This is a genomic window from Aurantiacibacter flavus (assembly GCF_039710615.1).
Taxonomy (GTDB): domain Bacteria; phylum Pseudomonadota; class Alphaproteobacteria; order Sphingomonadales; family Sphingomonadaceae; genus Alteraurantiacibacter; species Alteraurantiacibacter flavus.
In genome coordinates, this window is record NZ_JBDLBR010000001.1 from 19,253 (window position 1) to 38,428 (window position 19,176).

The 19,176-nt window shown below is 60.2% G+C and carries 14 protein-coding genes; 7 read left to right on the top strand and 7 right to left on the bottom strand.

Translation table 11 applies throughout. The annotated features are described in order from the left end of the window. The first annotated feature begins 12 nt into the window (after window positions 1-12). Both ABDJ38_RS00075 and ABDJ38_RS00080 read left to right on the top strand, forming a co-directional pair. Complete coding sequence (locus ABDJ38_RS00075; RefSeq protein ID WP_346783032.1) at window positions 13-729, top strand: FadR/GntR family transcriptional regulator; 717 nt, start codon at window positions 13-15, stop codon at window positions 727-729. Window positions 730-760: 31 nt separating this feature from the next. After that, on the top strand, window positions 761-3,985 hold the full coding sequence (locus tag ABDJ38_RS00080; RefSeq protein WP_346783033.1) for a glycoside hydrolase family 2 TIM barrel-domain containing protein: 3,225 nt from the start codon (window positions 761-763) through the stop codon (window positions 3,983-3,985). A 139-nt stretch (window positions 3,986-4,124) separates the two neighbouring features. Here ABDJ38_RS00080 and ABDJ38_RS00085 read toward each other — a convergent pair whose 3' ends face one another. Genes ABDJ38_RS00085 through ABDJ38_RS00110 form a run of 6 tightly spaced genes read right to left on the bottom strand, consistent with a single transcriptional unit; the run spans window position 4,125 to window position 11,457 of the window. Then, on the bottom strand, window positions 4,125-5,726 hold the full coding sequence (locus ABDJ38_RS00085) for a carboxylesterase/lipase family protein (RefSeq protein WP_346783034.1): 1,602 nt from the start codon (window positions 5,724-5,726) through the stop codon (window positions 4,125-4,127). A gap of 60 nt (window positions 5,727-5,786) precedes the next feature. Then, a complete protein-coding gene (gene arfA / locus ABDJ38_RS00090; protein ID WP_346783035.1) occupies window positions 5,787-7,295 on the bottom strand; it encodes an arabinosylfuranosidase ArfA in 1,509 nt (502 codons plus the stop codon). A gap of 19 nt (window positions 7,296-7,314) precedes the next feature. Next, window positions 7,315-8,634 carry an extracellular solute-binding protein gene (locus tag ABDJ38_RS00095; protein ID WP_346783036.1) on the bottom strand — a complete coding sequence of 440 codons (1,320 nt, stop codon included), beginning with the start codon at window positions 8,632-8,634 and terminating at the stop codon, window positions 7,315-7,317. Then, window positions 8,631-9,467, bottom strand: coding sequence for a carbohydrate ABC transporter permease (locus ABDJ38_RS00100; RefSeq protein WP_346783037.1), 837 nt, complete (start codon window positions 9,465-9,467; stop codon window positions 8,631-8,633). Before ABDJ38_RS00100 ends, ABDJ38_RS00095 begins: the two co-directional genes overlap by 4 nt. Continuing rightward, a complete protein-coding gene (locus ABDJ38_RS00105) occupies window positions 9,464-10,360 on the bottom strand; it encodes a carbohydrate ABC transporter permease (RefSeq protein ID WP_346783038.1) in 897 nt (298 codons plus the stop codon). The genes ABDJ38_RS00100 and ABDJ38_RS00105 overlap by 4 nt, the downstream gene beginning before the upstream one ends. Beyond that, a complete protein-coding gene (locus tag ABDJ38_RS00110) occupies window positions 10,360-11,457 on the bottom strand; it encodes an ABC transporter ATP-binding protein (RefSeq protein WP_346783039.1) in 1,098 nt (365 codons plus the stop codon). The genes ABDJ38_RS00105 and ABDJ38_RS00110 overlap by 1 nt, the downstream gene beginning before the upstream one ends. A 435-nt stretch (window positions 11,458-11,892) precedes the next feature. Between ABDJ38_RS00110 and ABDJ38_RS00115 the strand changes: the two genes are divergently transcribed. After that, the gene (locus tag ABDJ38_RS00115; RefSeq protein WP_346783040.1) at window positions 11,893-12,750 is read left to right on the top strand and encodes an SMP-30/gluconolactonase/LRE family protein; all 858 of its coding nucleotides are present in this window, start codon (window positions 11,893-11,895) and stop codon (window positions 12,748-12,750) included. Between the two features lie 41 nt (window positions 12,751-12,791). Here ABDJ38_RS00115 and ABDJ38_RS00120 read toward each other — a convergent pair whose 3' ends face one another. Then, entirely contained in the window at window positions 12,792-13,481 is a 690-nt protein-coding gene (locus ABDJ38_RS00120) for a GntR family transcriptional regulator (RefSeq protein WP_346783041.1), read from the bottom strand. Between the two features lie 131 nt (window positions 13,482-13,612). Between ABDJ38_RS00120 and ABDJ38_RS00125 the strand changes: the two genes are divergently transcribed. The 4 genes from ABDJ38_RS00125 to ABDJ38_RS00140 are packed head-to-tail and all read left to right on the top strand — an operon-like array spanning window position 13,613 to window position 19,176. Beyond that, window positions 13,613-16,285: a TonB-dependent receptor gene (locus tag ABDJ38_RS00125; RefSeq protein ID WP_346783042.1), complete on the top strand. Its 2,673-nt coding sequence runs from the start codon at window positions 13,613-13,615 to the stop codon at window positions 16,283-16,285. A 22-nt stretch (window positions 16,286-16,307) separates the two neighbouring features. Then, complete coding sequence (locus ABDJ38_RS00130; RefSeq protein WP_346783043.1) at window positions 16,308-17,429, top strand: CapA family protein; 1,122 nt, start codon at window positions 16,308-16,310, stop codon at window positions 17,427-17,429. Continuing rightward, window positions 17,426-17,869 (top strand): TRAP transporter small permease, encoded by a 444-nt coding sequence (locus ABDJ38_RS00135; RefSeq protein WP_346783044.1) that lies wholly within the window; start codon window positions 17,426-17,428, stop codon window positions 17,867-17,869. The genes ABDJ38_RS00130 and ABDJ38_RS00135 overlap by 4 nt, the downstream gene beginning before the upstream one ends. Beyond that, complete coding sequence (locus ABDJ38_RS00140; RefSeq protein ID WP_346783045.1) at window positions 17,866-19,176, top strand: TRAP transporter large permease; 1,311 nt, start codon at window positions 17,866-17,868, stop codon at window positions 19,174-19,176. Before ABDJ38_RS00135 ends, ABDJ38_RS00140 begins: the two co-directional genes overlap by 4 nt.

Below are 19,176 nucleotides of genomic sequence, written 5' to 3' on the forward strand. Positions count from 1 at the left end.
ATGGGGCCAGCGATGGAAAGCCCGAGACGAACTTCGAACCTCTCGCAACAGCTCGTCGACCGGATTGGCGCGGCGATCGTGCGCGGCGATTATGGCACCGAGGCGAGCCTGCCGATCGAGGCGAAGCTGTCGGAAGAGTTCCAGGCCAGCCGCAGTGTCACACGCGAAGCCATCAAGATGTTGACCGCCAAGGGGCTGGTCGGCTCCCGGCCGCGGCGCGGCACGTTCGTTGAACCGGAGACGAACTGGAACTTGCTCGATCCCGATGTTCTGGGCTGGATTCTGCAGCGGACTTATTCGCCGCAATTGATGCGCGAATTCCTGCAAGTGCGCATGGCGGTCGAGCCGGCGGCGGCGCTTGCCGCGCAGATGGCGAACGAGAAGGGCAAGGCGCGCATTCGCGAAGCTCTCGACGGCATGAAGGCGGCTGCGCGCGGAGAAGCTGATCCGCTGCTCACCGATATTGCTTTCCATTCAGCGGTGCTGCGCGCCAGCGGCAACCGCTTCTTTGCCCAATTCGTGCCCTTCGTCGAAACGGCGCTGCGCTTCACGATCCAGGTCACCAACAGGGCCAAGGGCGTAAGAATGGCCAGCGTTGGCGACCACGAAACGATCTTGCGGGCAATCGAAGCAGGTGATGCGGCGCAGGCGAGCCGCGCCGTTACCGAAATACTGAACGAAGCAATTGCGCTCGTCGCATTGAGAGATGAGCCTCGGCCGGGCGGTTAGCCTGTCGCGGCTTGAGGAGAGGAGAGCAAGCATGATCCTAAAAAGAGCGATAGGTGGCCTCGCCTTTGCCATTGTCCAGCTGGCCGCGCTATCAGGCTCCGAGGCTCCGGCGGTTGCGCAAGAGCCGGTGGTGTTCAAGCGCGATCTGGAGGCGCGGCCGGATTGGAACGATCCTGCGGTGATCGAGATCAACCGTGAGCCGATGACGGCGACCTTCGATGCCTATCCGAGCGTGGACATGGCACTTGCCGATGATCCTTCATCCTCACCTTATCGTCGCACACTCGATGGGGAATGGTTCTTTGCCTATTCCCCCACGCCGGAAGCGCGGCCGGCGGATTTCTATCAGCCCAAATTTGACGTCTCCGAATGGGCAACAATAGAGGTGCCTTCGAATTGGGAGCGTCAGGGGTTCGGCACGCCGATTTACGTCAATGTCGACTATGCGTTCGAGCCTGCCAATCCGCCGCACGTGCCGCATTCCGAAACGCCGGTCGGCTCCTACCGCAAAGACTTCGATATCCCGGCCGAATGGGCGGGGCGGCGCATCTTTATCGAATTCGGAACGATCAATTCGGGCGGCTATGTCTGGGTGAACGGTGAGCCTGTCGGTTACAGTGAGGATTCCAAGTTACCGGCAAAGTTCGACATCACCGATCACGTTCGCATCGGGGCGAATATGGTGGCGGTGGAAGTCTATCGCTGGACGACCGGGACATATCTGGAGGATCAGGATTTCTGGTCGCTTTCGGGCATCGAACGTTCCGTCACGTTGACAGCACGTCCACCCGTTCACGTGCATGATTACTTCGCCAAAGCCGGACTGGACGGCTCATATTCTGACGGTCGGCTTGACCTTGAAGTCGAGGTTGCCGGCCTCGATGGCGTCGGCGCAAGCGGACATCGGCTTGCTGCCACGCTGCTCGATGGCGAAACAGTGATCTGGGAAGGGCAATCCGCGACCGCATCGGCAACCACGCACTTCGCTGCAACGATCCCCGGCATCCGCCACTGGACCGCGGAAACGCCCAATCTCTATACTCTCCTGATCGAACTGACCGATGCCCGTGGGCAAACCGTCGAGGCGATCCGCGAACGGGTGGGGTTTCGCACGGTCGAGGTGTCCGACGGCCTTCTCAAGGTCAACGGGCGCGAGGTTACCATTCGCGGGGTCAACCGGCACGAACACGATCCTGTGCGCGGCCGCGCCGTGGACATGGTTTCCATGCGACGCGATATGGAGCTGCTCAAACAGCTCAATTTCAACGCAGTGCGCACATCGCACTACCCCAACGATCCGCGCTGGTACGAGTTGGCCGACGAATACGGCCTCTATATCGTGGACGAAGCTAACATCGAATCGCACCCGTTCATGCGCCCCGATGACCTGTGGCTGGGCAACGATCCGATGTGGTGGCCGGCACAGACCGCGCGAATGCTGCGCATGGTCGAGCGGGACAAGAACCATCCTTCGATCATTGTCTGGTCGCTCGGCAATGAAATGGGTCTTGGCCCTGTGTTCGAACGAGGCGCTGCGATGATTGCGGAGCGCGACCCCTCCCGGCAGGTGGGCATCGAGGGCACCGGCCAATATGAGGGCCATAATCCCCGCGATTTCGTCAACATCTATACCCCGATGTATGACCGCGTCGCTGAGATGATCGACTATGCCAAGTCGGATCATGAGCAACCTATGATCCAGTTCGAATATGCCCATGCCATGGGCAATTCGCTGGGCGGCTTCCAGGAGTATTGGGATGCCATTTACGAATATCGCAAACTGCAGGGCGGTTTCATCTGGGACTGGGTGGACCAGACCTTACTTGAACATGACGAAGAAGGTCGGCCCTACTGGGCTTATGGCGGCGACTTCGGGGAAAGCCGGACTGACGGCAATTTCCTTGCCAACGGCATCATCCAACCGGACAGGACGCTGAACCCGCACGCTTGGGAGGCGAAGAAGGTCATGCAGCCGGTGGAAATCCGGCTGACCGGAGAAGGGGACGCGATGCTCGAAGTCGTCAATCGTTACGACTTTCGCGATCTGTCGCACCTCGCCTTCTCATGGGAGGTCCAGCAGGACGGAATTGTGGTTGCCAAAGGCGAGCTCGGCAGCCTCCAGACTCCGGCTGGCCGCACGCAAAAAGTCCCGCTGGAGTTGCCCTCAATCATTCCAGAACCAGGCGCCGAACTTTACCTGACGATCAAGGCCGAGGCGAGCGCGGCGACCCATCCGCTGGTGTCGGAACGGCATCTGGTGGCGTGGGAGCAATTTGCGCTTGAGAGTGGCCCTCCGGCGCCAGGCCGGGTGGGTGAGCAATCCGAACCACTGATGCTAACCGAGGCGGGCGACGGCCTGCACGTGGAAGGTGCAGGCTTTGCAGTTGGCTTCGATCCGCAGGGCCGCCTCGCATCCTTGGAGTTTGCCGGGCAGCAGATGCTGGCCGCACCGCTTGAGCCGCGGTTCTGGCGTGCGCCAACCGACAACGATGCGGGTGCCAAGCTCGATCAGCAGCTGGCAATCTGGCGCAATATCGCGGCTCAGCGAAAGCTTGAGCGCATGGAAGTCTCCCAGCCCGAGCCAGGCCGGGTAGTGATCGAGACTTCGTTCATTCTTGGCAACGATGCCTTGCGGGTGGAAATGACTTACGCCGTGCTCGGCACCGGCGACATCGCGGTTCGCGAAAGGGTCGTGCCGCTGGACGAAACTCTGCCCGAATTCGCCCGCGTGGGCAGCACCTTCGCGCTGACTGGCGATTTTACCGAGCTTTTATGGTTCGGGCGTGGACCGCATGAATCCTATGTCGATCGCCAGAGCAGTGCAGCCGTGGGGCTCTATGGCGGCAAGGTGAGCGACCAGTTTCACGACTATGTTCGCCCGCAGGAAACGGGCAACAAGACCGATGTCAGGTGGCTGTCGGTTACGGCGGTATCTGGCCCTGGACTGCTTGTCTCGGGCAACCCCCTGCTCAGCGCCAGCGTGCTGCCGTTCGAAAACGACCTGCTGTATGACGACCGGACAAGCAATCGGCATGGCGCCGAACTCGCTCCTACCGGCGTGACCACGCTCAATCTCGATCTGGCGCAGATGGGGCTGGGCGGCGACAACAGTTGGGGCTTTGAGCCACTCGAACAATACCGCCTGCCGCTGGGGCAGTATGAATACAGCTATCGCCTGCGCCCCTTCGATGGTTCGGACGAAGCGGCCGCTGCGCTGGCGCGGCGAACGATCTCGGCCGGGGTCTTCGAGCGTTGATTGGAATTGCCTATCGCGGCATGAGCGAAGGACAAGCTCAGATCCTCAGCTGTTGCATCCACCTTGGTCAGACTTTGCCGCTTCGCCAGTATCTGCTGTTGGGTCTACTGTGCTGACGAAAGGGCAACGGAATGACGGGTTAGCTCCAGCCTGTATTCGCCTCTATCGAATCCCACATACGTCTCATCCGGCCATCGGGGTCCTCTTCCTGCCGCGTTTCGCCATCGAAGATCATCACCTTGCGGTCTTCCTCGTCGTAGCGGTCCCACCTCGCCAATTCCGAATGGTTCGGATTTCCGGTTTTGGCAAAGGCAGCGAAGGCCAGCCCGAGTTCGCGTGACAGCTTCCGTCCGCCAGGCGTATTTCCGGTAAGCTGAGTGGTAGGGTTCGCAAATGCCGGGCTAAGGTCCGCCCCATGGGTTGCCCCCCAATGGGCGCCTTCGCCATGAGCCGGCCAATCCCAACGATACATGTAAACAGGCGCGTTGTTGGCAGCCTGTCGTTCCGCCTGAAGCACCGCATTTCGGCGTACCCAGCTGTCGGTAGCAATAATCGCACGCAGCAGGAAACCGTTCTTGTCTGGGTACTGATCGCGATAGGCAGTGAACATCGTATCTGCGAGCGTAGGATCGGCACCGTCCGGAAGCTGCTTTCGCAGCCATGATCTTATGGACGCTGCGCTCTCGCCATCTTCGTTGACGGCGATGCCCCAGTCTTCAAGGCAGGTGCCGATAATCATGGGGATGCCTGCGGAAATCGCAGGCGCGTCGGGCTCGAACGGATCTCGCGGCATGATATTCCCGTCAAGCACGGGGCCATGACGCACGGGTACCCCGACAAGATCGACGAAGGGCACCGCCTGCAAGGCCGCAAGATCGCCTTTGGCGATGCCGAGCGACGACACCACTCGCTCGGCATTCTCGCGGGCAGTCTCGTGCCGACCGGTCATCAGGGTGGAGCCCGACTGGATCGCGACCTTGTGAAACAGGCCTTGCGCAGCAGGCATGGCCATCAGGTGCGAGCACTTGCCTCCGCCGCCCGATTGCCCTGTGATGGTCACGTTGGCGGGATCGCCACCGAATGCCGCGATATTGTCGCGAACCCATTCAAGCGACTTGACGAGATCGAGCAGGCCGACGTTCGGGGAACTGGCCAACTCCTCACCACCGAAAGCAGACAGATCGAGATAGCCAAGCGCACCTAACCGATGGTTGACGGTGACGACCACCATGTCGGCAAGTTTGGCCAGATGCTGCCCTTCCAGCGCTTCGAGGTTGCCTGATCCGCTGGTGAAACCGCCTCCGTGAATGATGAATAGCACGGCACGCTTGCCGCCATCGCCTGTTGCGGGTGTCCAGACGTTTACCCTCAGGCAGTCCTCGCTCATGCCGCCACGATAATTGTTCCAGCCGACATAACGCGTGTAGTCACTGGGGTTCGCGCTCACTTGCTGCGGTGCTACGGGGCCCCAATCAGTGCAATTTCTCACTCTGCTCCATGGGGTTACGTCACGAGGCGACATGAAGCGGTTCCGGCCACTGGTGTCCGCGCCATAAGGGATACCAAGGAACCACTTGATGCCGTCCACGCTCTTGCCTCGGATGCGGCCATGCGTTGTCTCGACGATTTCGCTTCCGCTCTGCGCGAGAACGATCTGCGGCGACGCCGCGATGCCAGCTGTGAACAACGATGCGGCGCGCATGAACTGGCGCCGGTTGCCTCTGCACATAGGGCTATTCATGGTTTTCCTCTCCTCTTGGCGGCCTCACCTTGTGCAAGGTCCTTTGTGGCGTCCCGTCGTTCAGTTGGCGTCCTTCAGGACGAACACGTTCCACGAAAGTGGCTTCAACGTGGCCGTGAGTTCTTCCGCCAGTTTGCAGCTCTCATGCTGGCTGGGAGCGACCTCGTCCGGATTATCCTTTGTGTTGGTCGCCTTGAGATCGGCGTGGTGCAGTTCGAACGCCTCGAGGATCACCATGTCCGGGAAGCCACGCATATGCATGGCGAACTCCATTTCCTCGGTCGGGCTGCGGTTGAGCGCGAGAATGGTCAGCTGGCCGGTTTCCGGGTTGTGGATCGCAGAGCTCAACAGCAAGGGCGCCTTGTCGAACTCACCTGCGGAGAAGGTGGGCGTATCCGAAATCAGGCGCAGCACCCGGCCTTTGGCGAGGTTGGCCGCCTGCGCGAAGGGATGGAAGATCGTCTGCCGCCAGGCCGGGCCGCCGGTTTCCGTCATGATCGGGCCGATCACGTTGACGAGTTGTGCAAGGCAGCCGGTCTTCAGGCGGTCGGCATGGTTTATCATCGTGATCAGCGCGCCGCCGACGACAAGGGCATCTTCGAAGTTGTAGACCTCTTCGAGCAGGCTCGGCGCCTCTGGCCAGTTCTCCTGCTTCATGTCTGTGCCCGACCGGGCCTTGTACCAGACGTTCCACTCGTCGAGCGAAAGCATTATCTTCTTGTCGCTGCGACGCTTGGCGGCCACGGCATCGGCAATCGCGACGACTTCGGTGATAAAGCAGTCGAGGTTGTCGATATGGGTGAAGAAGCGATCGGTTTCATTTTCGTTATTGAGGAAATACTGATGTAACGAAATGAAATCGACGTGATCGAACACCTCGTCGAGAACGCTGTATTCCCATTCGCCATAGGTGGACATTTCGCGGCTGGAGGAACCGCAGGCTGTCAGGGTGAGGCCTTCGGAGGTCCAGCGCATGACCTTTGCGGCTTCTTTGGCCACGCGACCATATTCCTGCGCGGTTTTCTCGCAGATTTGCCACGGGCCATCCATTTCGTTGCCCAGACACCAGAAGTTGATCGCGTGGGGCTCTTCGTAGCCGTGGCTGCGGCGCAGGTCGGACCAGTAGGTGCCGCCGGGGTGGTTGCAGTACTCGACCAGATTACGTGCCTCGTCCGGGCCTGCGGTGCCCAGATTGACCGCCATCATCGGCTCGATCTCGGCCTTGCGGCACCAGTCGATGAATTCGTTGGTCCCGAACTGGTTGGTTTCCGTCGTGAACCAGGCGAGGTCGAGTTTTACCGGACGGTCTTCTTTTGGGCCGACCCCATCCTGCCAGTTATAGCCCGACACAAAGTTGCCGCCGGGGTAGCGCATGATGGTGACACCCAGTTCTCGGGTGAGATCGAGCACGTCCTGGCGGAAGCCCTGCTCGTCTGCGGTCGGATGTCCCGGCTCGTAAATGCCGCCATAGACGCAGCGTCCCAGGTGTTCGACGAAACTACCGAACAGTCGGCGGTCCAGGTCTCCGATGGCGAAATCGCGGTCGACCACGACACGGCCTTTGAGCATTTGGTTAACTCCTTGAAAATCAGAAACTTCGAAGAATTTCGTTGGCGCGGCGCTGCATGTCGGCGATTGCCTTGTCGATCGGCTTTGCGCCCGACATTGCAGCCGCCACCTCTTCGCCCACGACATTCTCGATCGGTGCTTGCCGACGGACGAAGTTGGGCATCGGCTGGCCGACACGGGTGATGTTGGAAATCGAGGTGCGGTGCGGCAATTCCTGCCATTCATTGCTCTCGATGATCTTGGTGTATGCTGGGAAATGGCCGGTGCGCGACCACTGGAAATCGTTTTCGGCGAAGAAGCTAAGGAAGCGCAGCGCCGCCTCCTGTTCAGCCTCGCTCCTGCTTTCGTTGTGCGGCATGACCCAGTTGTGGCCATCGACGAGCGAAATGTCGGGGCCGTCGAACAATTGTGGCACCGGCCTCACGGTATAGCCTTGATAGAACGGCGAATCCGGTTGCTGCGACCGGGCGTGGAATTCGCCCACCATCCATGTGCCCACGACCATGATGCCCGCATCGCCTTGCAGGAAGGTCGCCAGCGCGCCGGTGTAGTCCTGGTCCGGTGTCGTGTAACCCTTGGCATAGACATCGCGCATGAACATGAGTGCCCGTCGGCCTTCGGGGCTGTCGAAATTGGCATTGCGCGCATCGGTGAAGATGCTGGCGTCCTGCTGCATCATGTAGATATAAAAGTTACGCATCGGGCCGGAGAAATCGCGCGCGGTGGTCTGCGCGATATAGGCCTTGCCCGTCCGCTCCTTGAACTGGGCAGCTTGCGCCATGAACTCGTCGACATTGCGCGGGAGGATCGGTTCGCCGTTGCGAACAAGTCCCGCCTGCTCGAACAGGTTGACATTGACGTGCCAGAGCGGCGCCCAGACATCCATGGGAAGCCCCATTATCTCGCCATCGACGGTGACACCGGCGCGCGCTGCGGCGGTAAAGTCCGCAGGCACGATGCCTTTCGTCGCCAGCAACGACCCCAGCGGCTGGAGTAGGTCGCGAGACTTGTAGTCCGGTATGACCGAGCTGTGCATCGTCACGAGATCGGGCGCGCCGTTCGCCGCAAGCTGCGCGTTTAGCTGATCGTAGCCCGGCCAGAAAACCGTGTTCTCGACCACCTTGATATCGGGGTTCTCGGCACGGAACTGGTTGATCATCGCGGTGATGATTCCGCATTCTCCGTTGGCCTCGGATGGATCGATGAGATCGCCGAACTCTGCCTGACATGCGCCGAAGAAGCGCTGGATCACAAGTTCGGTGCGATCATCGCGCGGGGCGCACGATGCCGCCATCAAGGCGAGGGCGAAAAGCAGCAAGGGCTTGGCAGTGCGCATCATTGCCCGGCTGCCCCGGCTACTGCGCGCACGATATACTTCTGGAAAATAACGTAGATCAGCAACATCGGGGCACCCGCGAAGACCGCCTGGGCCATCAGGAAGCCAAGCCCTTCGGCTTGGGCGAAGTTGACCTGGGTTGATGCGATGCCGACAGTCAGCGTCAGCATGTCGTGGTTGGTCGCGGAGACCAGCGGCCACCAGTAGTCGTTCCAGGCGTGGAAGAAGGTAAAGATGCCCAGGGTTGCCTGAGCAGGTATCGTCAGCGGCAGAAGGATGCGCCAGAAGATACGGAACCGCGAGGCGCCGTCGAGCTTCGCAGCTTCGTCGATTTCCATGGGTATCGCACGGAAATACTGGGTCATCAGGAAGACGCCGAAGGGCATCGAGAGGCCCGGCACGACAAGGGCGGTGTAACTGTTGTGCATCGAGATCGCACTGAAAAGCTGGTGCCTGCCAATGATGACCGCCTGCTCGGGAATCGCCAGTCCGAGCAGCACGATCACGAAGATCGTGTCGCGGCCGGGGAAGTCGAGCCGGGAGAAGCCATATCCCGCGAGCGAGCTGAGCAGCAGCACGCCTGCTGTCATCGCCAGCGAAACAATGGCCGAGTTCATCAGCCAGGTGAAGACCTGCTGCTCACCGATGATGTTGACATAGTTGTCGAGCGTGTACGGCGGGCTGAAGGCCGATGCCGTGTCTGCCATCAGGGCTGCGCTGTCCTTCAGCGACAGGATGAGCACCCATAAGAGAGGGACGAGCATCAGTGCGGCGGCCACGGTGACCGCTGCGATCCCGAGGATGGACGAGGTTCGCGACGAGACGGCAGGCATCATCCGCGCTCCTTCTTCGAGGAAATCCGGTACTGGACCATGGCTACCAAGGCGATCAGTGCAAACAGAACCTGAGCCGCAGCGGAGGCATACCCGAGCTGCCACTGGCTCCATCCGGTTTCGTAGATGAACAGGACGATGGGGCGGGTAGAGTTGTTGGGGCCGCCACCGGTCATCAACTGGGGCTGCCCGAACAGCTGGAATTGCAGGATGATCTCGATCACGAGGACCAGCGCGATCGTCCGGCGAATGGCGGGCAGGGTGATCGAGAACAACATGCGCATGCGCGAAGCATTGTCGAGCGCCGCCGCCTCATAAATATCGCGCGGGACCTGTTGCAGGGCCGCTAGGAACAGAACCATCGGCAAGCCGATGCCCCACCAGATCGTGGTGATGGCAATCGAGGGCATTGCCCAGTCCTGATCGCCGAGAAAGGAGATCGGCTCGGCTCCGATAGAGTTGGCGACCACTGCTGCAAGCCCGCCATTGGGTATCAACAAAAGCCGCCAGATGAGGGTGACAACCGTCACCGAAAGTACGAACGAGGCGAAGAATATTCCGCGCATGATGGCCGCCCAGCGCGTCTCGCGATTCAGCGCAAGTGCGAGGAGTAGTCCCGCAATCGTCAGCGACGGGACAGTGAGCAGGACAAAATAGAGCGTGTTCCACACAGTCCTGAGAAAGACAGGGTCCTGGAAAAGACGGACATAGTTTTCGAGCCCCACGAATTCCCTGATACCGAACAGGTCACCCCTCGCTAGCGAAAGGCGCATGCCCATGACCAGCGGCACGAGCAGCATCAATACGAACAGGCATAGGTAGGGCGCGACGAAGAGAATGCCCGACCAGCGGGCCCAGGCACTTCGCCTGTCGGCATTGGCAATCTGCTTTGCCATCAGTTGGAAACTTGGGCGCAGTGGTGAGCGCGGCCATCCTGCGTGAAGATAACCGCATTTGAACAGTCGACGAAAAGGCCGATCTGATCGCTCGGCCGGACCTCGGAATCTCCTCGATCTTCGGTGGTAAGCATCGTGCCGTCAGCCAGCTCGGCATATACGAGGGTCCGCTCTCCAAGCCGTTCGACCACCTTGGCGCGACCGAGGGCGTTAGCTTCGTCTGGCGATACCACCCTGATCGCCTCCGGCCGCAAACCCAGAGTGGTTCCGACCTTGGCAAAACTGTCGTTCCAGGGAATGGCGGTTTCAAGCGAAGTGCCGTCTGGAAGGGCTGCTGTGGTCATGGCGCCGTTCTCGACAGCGTCGAATTCGATAACGTTGATTTTCGGAGTGCCGACGAAGCCTGCCACGAATTTCGTGGCAGGCCGCCGATAGATTTCCATCGGCGTGCCGATCTGCTCGATGCGATGATTGTTGAGGACAACGATACGATCGGCGAGCGTCATGGCTTCCACCTGGTCGTGGGTTACGAAAACCATGGTCGTTCCCAGCTGTTGGTGGAGCTGGGCAAGTTCGATTCTCGTCCGCGCGCGCAAGGCTGCGTCGAGGTTCGAAAGCGGCTCGTCGAACAGGAACAAGCTCGGCTGCTTCACGATTGCGCGGGCAATAGCGGCGCGCTGACGTTGCCCGCCCGATAGCTGGCCGGGGCGCCGCTCGAGAAACTCTTCGATCTCGAGGCTGGAGGCGGCAGCTTCGATCCGCTTGGCAATTTCGTCGGCAGGCACCCGGCGGTTCGTCAGGCCGAATGCGAGATTCTCGCGAATGGTCATATGTGGGTAGAGTGCATAGTGCTGGAAAACCATGGCAACATCGCGCTCCCCGGGAGGCATTGTGTCCACGCGCTGTTCGCCGATGTAAATCGTCCCATCATCAACGGTTTCCAGGCCCGCAATCATGCGAAGCAGCGTCGACTTGCCGCAGCCGGACGGGCCGAGGAAAACGATGAATTCTCCCAACTGTACCTCAAGGGAAACATCATCGATGACAAGCACGTCACCGAAGCGCTTGGATACGCGCGCCATCTCTACGCCAGACACAACCCCTCCTCATTTGTATGACAAATACGTCGCGCGGATCGATGCAATTGTCAATGGTTAGATCGGGACATCTTCGTGAGGGAAAAGTGTTCGTCCATAGAAGCGAATAAATGCGTCGGTCGGCCGCTTAACCCGAGCAAGCGACCGGAACGCGGCTCAATCCTGTGGGCGTGCAGTGGTTAATTTCAGGCTGGCTGTGAGTCACCCTTGCTGGTTGACAGGAGGCTGGTCAGCCCAGGGGGCTTACCGGCCTCCGGCTTTTCGATAGTCCGCCCGGACAGGTGTCGACTTGCAGCATTTGCATTTGGCGGAAATTGTATGACTATATGATAGTGCGAATCTCGGCGCGACCATGGGAAGGTGATTCAGCTAGCCCTGCCCCGGGCCAAGCAGGAAGCGCGGCTTTCCCGTAAAATAATCTTGAAGGGAACAACAATGGGTGACTGGCAGCTGATCGACAGGAACGAGCGTGATTTGCTGGGTGAGGGGCTGTGCTGGAGTGCGAGGGAAAATGCGGTCTACTGGACCGATATTCTAGCCCCTGCCATCAATCGCTTGGATCTGGCCAGCAAGAAGGTTCAGCGATGGGCCGTTTCCGAGCCGGTCGGCTGGTTGGTCGAGCGTGAGAAGGGCGGCTTTGTCGCCGGACTGCAGAGCGGCTTTTCACGCGTCACTTTCGATCCGTTTGCGATCGAGCATGTTGCGGATCCGGAACCAGACTTGCCCAACAACCGCATGAATGACGGCAAGGCAGATGCAAGCGGCTTCATCTGGTGCGGCACGATGGATTTCGATTGCGAGGGAGAAACCGGATCGCTTTACAGGCTGGCACCCGACTTCAGCTGGAGCCGCATAGATAGCGGCTACGGCGTAACCAACGGTCCTGCTTTTTCTCCCTGCGGCAATTGGCTTTACCACACAGACACCGTGCGCAAGATCATCTATCGTTTCGCCAGAACGCCCGAGGGCGCGCGCGATCGCGAGGTCTTTATCCGGTTCGGAGAGGGTGATGGCGCACCGGATGGGATGACGGTAGACAACGAAGGGTTCCTGTGGGTCGCGCACTGGGGCGCATCTCGCATCAGTCGCTTCGATGCCGATGGAAAGCTGCAGAGGTCTATCGGCCTTCCGGCGAAGCAGATCACGAATATCACGTTCGCTGGAACCGAGCTGGATCGTATGTTTGTTACTTCTGCTGCGCAGGACTTGCCCGACAGCCGCTACGACGGTGCACTATTCGAGGTCGATTGCGGCGGGGTGAAGGGGCTGCCGACAGGCCTGTTTGGCGGCTAGCAAGGCAACTGCCCGGTCTGGCAAGCCATCTCCTGGAATGATCAGTCCAGTTCGCCAACATCGTGCAGGTGACGTTCCAGACCGGATAGGAACTGCAAGCCGTTCAAGACATGCCTCCGCATGGCCTGCTCGGCCTCCAAAGCATCGCCCGCGAGCACCGCATCGAGAATGAGCCGATGATCGGCAATTGCCTCGCGCAGGCGCGAACCGCTGTAAAACGTCTCGAACAGCAGGTGGTGGACCGGCGTGTTCAACCGCTTGACGATCCCCCCGATCACCTCGTTCGAGGAGCCTGAAACAAACAGCGAGTGCCATTCTGCGTTGAGTCGGGCGAAACGTTCGGGTGCGCCATCCGCAACGCAGGATTCCATATCCAGCGCCAGCTGCTCGAGCCGATCCTTGTCAGCCTGGGAGGCTTTGCGGGTGAAATCGCGTGCGCAAAGGCCCTCCAGAGCTGCGCGGGCCGAATAGAGCTGGCGAACCTCATCCATCGAAACGTCGCGCACTGAAGCGCCGCGGCCTTCTTCGATCTCGACGAGGCCTTCCGCCGTCAAGCGCTGGAATGCCTCGCGCACCTTGAACCTGCTGCCGCCGGTTTTGCGGATGATATCGACTTCCACGAGCCGCTGGCCCGGGACCAGGCGGTTGGAGCGGATGCGGGTCCTAATCCAGTCTGCAATTTCAGAAGCGCTGGGCGCCTTGTTGGCAAGTTGCTCGACAAGCTGTTCCATTCCTTCGCTATAGAATGTCAAACAAAATTGTCAATAATTTTGTTATTCGGATTTTGTTTGCGAAAGCGGGGCGCATGGTGAAAGCGGCATCACGTTCAGATCGAAGAATCTGAGAAATGGGGAGGTGTACGATGAAGAGGACAGTCTCTAATTTCCGTTTTGGCCAGCTTCTGGCCGGTGTTTCGCTCGCTACGGTAGCCTTGCCTGGGATGGCCTTGGCTCAAGACGAAGCTGCGGACGAAGAGGTGATTATTGTAACCGGCAGCCGCGTGAGCGTGGGGGCGCCGGTGGGCTCTACGGCAACCGTTTTGGGCCGCGAAGAAATCACCGCCTCGGGCAATGTCACAATCGACCGCGTGGTTCGTGAGCTGCCGCAGGTGTTCGATCTCGGCGTTTCCGAGAACTCGCGTGCTCAGGCAGGCGGCTCGGGCAACATTGTCTACGGCAACACGATCAACCTGCGCGGTATCGGCCCTTATGCCACACTGGTGCTGGTTGATGGCCATCGTGTCGTGAACAACAGCCGCTCGACCGATCCTTCGGTCATCCCGACCCTTGGCGTCGAACGTGTCGAAGTGGTCGCGAACGGCGCTTCTGCAATCTACGGCTCGGACGCGGTTGCAGGCGTCGTCAACCTGATCCCTCGCCGCTCGCTCGATGGCGTGGAAGCCTTTGCCCGCTACAACACCTCCGAGGATGGCGCGTTCGACGAGTGGGCAGCTGGCGCTGCCATCGGCACCGTGTTTGACCGAGGCCAGGTTATGCTGGCATTCGAACATGTCGAGCGGTCCAATCTCAGCGGCAATGACCGCGATTTCTTCACCTCCGATTTGCGCCCGTTCGGTGGCCCGGACTATCGCATTCAGCAGTGTTCGCCCGGCACGATGGTGATCGATGGCGTAACCTACGCGCTGCCTGATCAGTACACGCAGGCGAATGCCGACGCGGTTACCGCCGGGACTGCCAATCTTTGCGAGAGCAATCGCAATCAGGATCTGTTCCCGGAGCAGTCCTATAACTCGGTGAATGCGACGGCGAGCTACGAGTTTACTGATGGTCTAGAATTTTTCTTCGACGGCTTTTATTCGAAGCGAAAGTTCGAACGGAACAGCCCGGTGGTGAATACTCGCCTGACCGTGCCCGAGACGAACGCGTTTTTCGTCCGGCCGACTGGCTTCACCGGATCGAGTTACGATATCGACTACAGCTTCATTGACGATATCCCGCCGAGCTTCACCAGCGGTTCTGCCGAGAGCTGGCAGGTGTCGCCGGGCGTCCGGGTCGAACTTCCTTACGACTGGACCGCCGAGGCCATCGTTTCCTACGGTGAAACGCGCGATATTTCCGCCTCTTACGATGGGCTTGATCGGGGCGCGTTGTCGGCTGCTCTGGCAAGCAGCGACCCTACCACCGCTTTCGATCCCTACGGGTTTGGACGGACGAGCGATAGCGTCCTGGCTGACATGTTCGACCAGATCTTTGTGGCGCCGACCAATGGTCAGCTTCTGTTCGTTGAGCTCGGCCTGGACGGGCCTCTGTTCGAACTTCCGGGCGGTACGGTTATGCTGGCGACAGGTTACGAGCGCCAGAAATTCAATGTTTCGCTCGGCGCAGCAATCGGCGCGCCGGGCACGCAAACGCGCTTCCGGGAATTCGACCGGAGCGTGGATTCGGTCTACGGTGAGCTGCTGGTTCCGCTGTTCGGGCCTGGCAATGCAATGCCCGGTTTCGAAGAGCTTGAGCTCACCGCGGCGGTTCGCCACGATCGTTACAGCGATGCAGGCAACACCACCAACCCGCAGTTCGGCGTGAACTGGATGCCGGTCGACAATCTGACCATTCGCGGCAGCTACGGCACCGCTTTCAGGGCGCCCACCATTCCTGAAATCTACGGCAATAGCTTCGCGCTCTATGGGCAGAACTATCAGAATCCGGACGGCGGTGCTCCGGTCCTCGGGTTTGCCGTTTCGGGACCGAACCTCGATCTCGGGCCTGAGACCGCGACCACCTGGTCTGTAGGTGCTGACTGGGATGCGACATCGGATCTGCGCCTGTCGGTGACCTACTTCGATGTCAGCTACGAAGATCAGGTGACCGCGCTGTTGTCGAACCTGTCGATCCTCGCGCAAGAATCGCAGTATGACGGCACCGGCGCAATTCTGCGCGGGCAGGCGGCTGCAGACCGGGTGCAGGACCTTATCGACCAGGGCGTCTCGGTGCGCGGTGCGCCGATCCCCGGCGGCGATCCGCAAAATGTTTCGCTGTTCATCGACGGTCGGAGCCTCAATCTCGGCAAGTCGGTCATGCGCGGTATCGATTTCAGCGTCCGCTACCTGGCCGACCTCGGCCCGAACGACTTCCTGACCTTGAATGCATCGGGCACCTATCTGACCGACTACAAGGTAGCGACGACCCCTACGGCTCCGTTGCTGGACCAGCTCAACCTGATTTTCCGTCCGCTGCGCTTAAAGGCGCGGGTATCGGCGAACTGGGACCATGGGCCGTTCAGTGTCCGCGCCATGGCGACCCATGTGGGCGGCTACACGAACGACGTCGTTACGCCGGTCGAGCAGGTGGATTCCTACATGCCTGTCGACCTCTCCTTCACCTGGCGTGTGGGGGACAGCTTCGCCGGTTCCGTGTTGAGCGGCCTGGAGCTCACGGCCGAAGTGCGTAACCTGTTCGACACCGATCCGCCCTACGTCAACTTTGCTCCGAGCGGCAATGGCAGCGGCGGCTACGATGCCACGGCAGCCAATCCGATTGGACGGCAGTTCGCTGCGGGGGCTCGGATCCGGTTCTGATTGCCCCAAGCGGAGAGACTTAATGGAGCTTGAGGAGATATCCATCCTGTTCACGGGTGACCTGGTTTTGGATGAACCAGATGCCGCCTACTGGCTGGACGGATTGGCTCCGGCTCTTCGGGATGCCGACCTCTCCCTTGGGCATCTCGAAGTGCCGCATACCGGGTGCAGGCATGAAGCCATTGGCGACGTGCCTGCACCCGGAGCTCCGCCGGAGAACCTCGCCGCAATTGCGCATGCTGGCATCGGCATGGTGAGCCTTGCGGGCAACCATATCGCGGATTGCGGTGCCGAAGGCATAGCTGATACCATTGCCGGGCTGAAGAGCAGCGGAATCCTGTATGCCGGCGCCGGGGCTCATCTCGCAGAGGCGAGGAAGCCGGCAATCGCAGAGGTAAAAGGCTGCCGAATTGGCATGCTGAGCTACAACTGCGTAGGCCCGGAATTGTCTTGGGCCGGTGAATCCAGTGCAGGCTGCGCCTTTCTCCCGATGGAGACCGCCGACGGATCGGCCGTGACGCCGCAGGCGGATCTGACGAGTGTTTCTCCGGCTGCCATCGAGATTCTGGAGAAAGACATCCGTTCCGCCAGCCAGGATGCGGATGTCGTGATCGTCGCGCTGCACAAGGGAATAGTGCACACGCCTGTGACGCTAGCACCTTATGAGCGGCCCATCGCGCACGCTGCCGTCGATGCCGGTGCGCATATTGTGATTTCCCACCACGCTCACATAACCCGAGGTGTAGAGTTCTATCGCGGACGACCCATCTATCACGGGCTTGGAAATGGCTGTGTTGTTACCCGGGCCCTGTCGCCGGAACAGGATCATCCGGACCGCGCGGCCTGGGCTCGCAAACGCCGGGAAATGTTCGGGTTCGAGCCCGATCCGGCCTATCATCTTGCTCCGTTTCACCCGGAGGCCGTCAATGCCTTTCTGGGCCGTATACGGATCGCGAGGGATGGTTCGGTGGAAGCCGGAATCGTGCCCGTATTCATCGAGCCGCCGGGCCGTCCGGTGCTGGCGCGCGAAAGCAAGTCGCGCGAAATCTGCGATTACCTCGAGGCGATTACCTCCGGGGCCGGGCTTCCGGAAATAAGCGTTCTGGACGATGGCCGGATCGTGCCGCGAGAGTTGGTGGGATGAGATCAATAATAGTTTGGATCGGGGGCGCGGCGCTGCTCGCAGCCACGGCAATAGATACCTTGGCCGTCATTGGCCGGCACGTTGGCTTGCCGTTGATCGGCTCGATCGAGCTGATGCAGGGTGCTGTGCTGGTTTCGGCATCTATCGGCATCATTGTCGCCACGCTCGACGGTTCTCACGCGAGGGTTCGCCTTTTGATTGACCGGTTGCGCCCGACAGCCCGCAAGATCGCCGATCGATTGTCCGATACACTGACACTGATCTTCGTCTTGTGTTTGCTTGCGGGCTCGACGTGGCTGGCAGCCGATCTCTGGGATGCGCATGAGCAAAGCGAAATGCTCGGGGTTCCTTGGGCCTTGCTGCGCCTCTTCGCCAACATATGCTTGGTGGTTACATCGGCAGCGCTGGTGGCCAGAATTGTCCGCGGGGCAAAGTTGTGACGTTCGCTACTCCGGAAACCGGCGTCATCGGCGTCCTCATCCTGTTTGCCTTGCTGCTTGCAGGCGGACGGATCGGTGCAGGCCTCGGCATTGTCGGTGTCGGCGGCCTTCTTATCGTTCTCGGGCCAGAGGCGGCGCTTATCAAAGCCGGCGTGATCGCAAGCGACACGCTGACCAAGTACGAACTCGGAACACTGCCGTTGTTCCTCTTCATGGCGCACATCTTTTTCTCGATTGATGCCAGCCGCGATCTCTTCGATGCCGCTGCCAAGATGGTTGGCCATCGTCGCGGCGGTCTGGCCTATGCATCGATTGCCGGTTGCGGTGGCTTCGGTGCCATCAACGGATCGAGCCTCGCCACCACCGCTACGGTCGGCCTTGTCGCCTATCCGGAGATGAAACAGCGCGGCTATGACGATCGCCTGTCCACGGCCACGATCGCCGCTGGCGGAACGCTTGGCCAGATGATCCCTCCGTCCGGAGCCTTGATCGTTTATGGCATCATCGCCGAGCAATCCATTGGGACGCTGTTTACCGCAGCGCTGCTCCCCGGCATCACGCAGGCTCTGCTTTATGCGGCAGTGATCTTCATTCTCGTGCGAGTTCGGCCGGGGTTGGCGCCTGCTGGCCCTCGCGCCACCTGGCCCGAGCGCGGGCGCGCTCTCGCGCGAATCTGGGATATCCTGCTCGTCATCCTGCTGGTTATCGGCGGCATTGCATTTGGCTGGATCAGTCCGTCCGAAGCGGCAGCGGTGGGAGCGGCGGCAGCCCTTGTCATCGCGGTTGTGAGAGGGAAGCTGTCGCGCGAGACGTTGTTTACTGCGTTCTCGGAAACGCTGCGCACGACCGGGCTTATTTACCTCATCATTTTCGGCGCGCTGATCTTCTCGGTCTTTGTCGGAGTTACGGGGCTCTCAGATGCAGCCGGTACCTTTGTGACCGAGCTGGGATTTGGCACCTTCCTCACGCTGGTGTTCGTAGGCCTGATCCTGCTGATGCTGGGCACGGTGCTGGACGGTCTTGGCCTGATGTTGCTTATGACGCCGATCTTGCTTCCCATCGTTGAGGCGAGCGGGATGACGGCAATCTGGTTCGGCATTTTTCTCGTTCGCGCCATGGAAGTGGGCTTTCTCACGCCGCCGCTCGGGATCAACCTTTTCGTTATGCAGGGGGTGGCGAAAGAGATTTCTATCTCAAGCGTCTTCCGAGGGGTGCTCCCCTTCCTGGCGAGCGACTTCCTGCACCTTCTCCTGCTCATTCTCTTTCCGGCGCTAGTTCTGTGGCTGCCGACTGTACTTGGGACCTGA

Bases quoted from the DNA above. Each gene is read 5' to 3' on its own strand.
- ABDJ38_RS00075 (WP_346783032.1), top strand. From the start codon at position 13: ATGGAAAGCCCGAGACGAACTTCGAACCTCTCGCAACAGCTCGTCGAC.
- ABDJ38_RS00080 (WP_346783033.1), top strand. From the start codon at position 761: ATGATCCTAAAAAGAGCGATAGGTGGCCTCGCCTTTGCCATTGTCCAG.
- ABDJ38_RS00085 (WP_346783034.1), bottom strand. From the start codon at position 5,726: ATGAATAGCCCTATGTGCAGAGGCAACCGGCGCCAGTTCATGCGCGCC.
- arfA (WP_346783035.1), bottom strand. From the start codon at position 7,295: ATGCTCAAAGGCCGTGTCGTGGTCGACCGCGATTTCGCCATCGGAGAC.
- ABDJ38_RS00095 (WP_346783036.1), bottom strand. From the start codon at position 8,634: ATGATGCGCACTGCCAAGCCCTTGCTGCTTTTCGCCCTCGCCTTGATG.
- ABDJ38_RS00100 (WP_346783037.1), bottom strand. From the start codon at position 9,467: ATGATGCCTGCCGTCTCGTCGCGAACCTCGTCCATCCTCGGGATCGCA.
- ABDJ38_RS00105 (WP_346783038.1), bottom strand. From the start codon at position 10,360: ATGGCAAAGCAGATTGCCAATGCCGACAGGCGAAGTGCCTGGGCCCGC.
- ABDJ38_RS00115 (WP_346783040.1), top strand. From the start codon at position 11,893: ATGGGTGACTGGCAGCTGATCGACAGGAACGAGCGTGATTTGCTGGGT.
- ABDJ38_RS00120 (WP_346783041.1), bottom strand. From the start codon at position 13,481: ATGGAACAGCTTGTCGAGCAACTTGCCAACAAGGCGCCCAGCGCTTCT.
- ABDJ38_RS00125 (WP_346783042.1), top strand. From the start codon at position 13,613: ATGAAGAGGACAGTCTCTAATTTCCGTTTTGGCCAGCTTCTGGCCGGT.
- ABDJ38_RS00130 (WP_346783043.1), top strand. From the start codon at position 16,308: ATGGAGCTTGAGGAGATATCCATCCTGTTCACGGGTGACCTGGTTTTG.
- ABDJ38_RS00135 (WP_346783044.1), top strand. From the start codon at position 17,426: ATGAGATCAATAATAGTTTGGATCGGGGGCGCGGCGCTGCTCGCAGCC.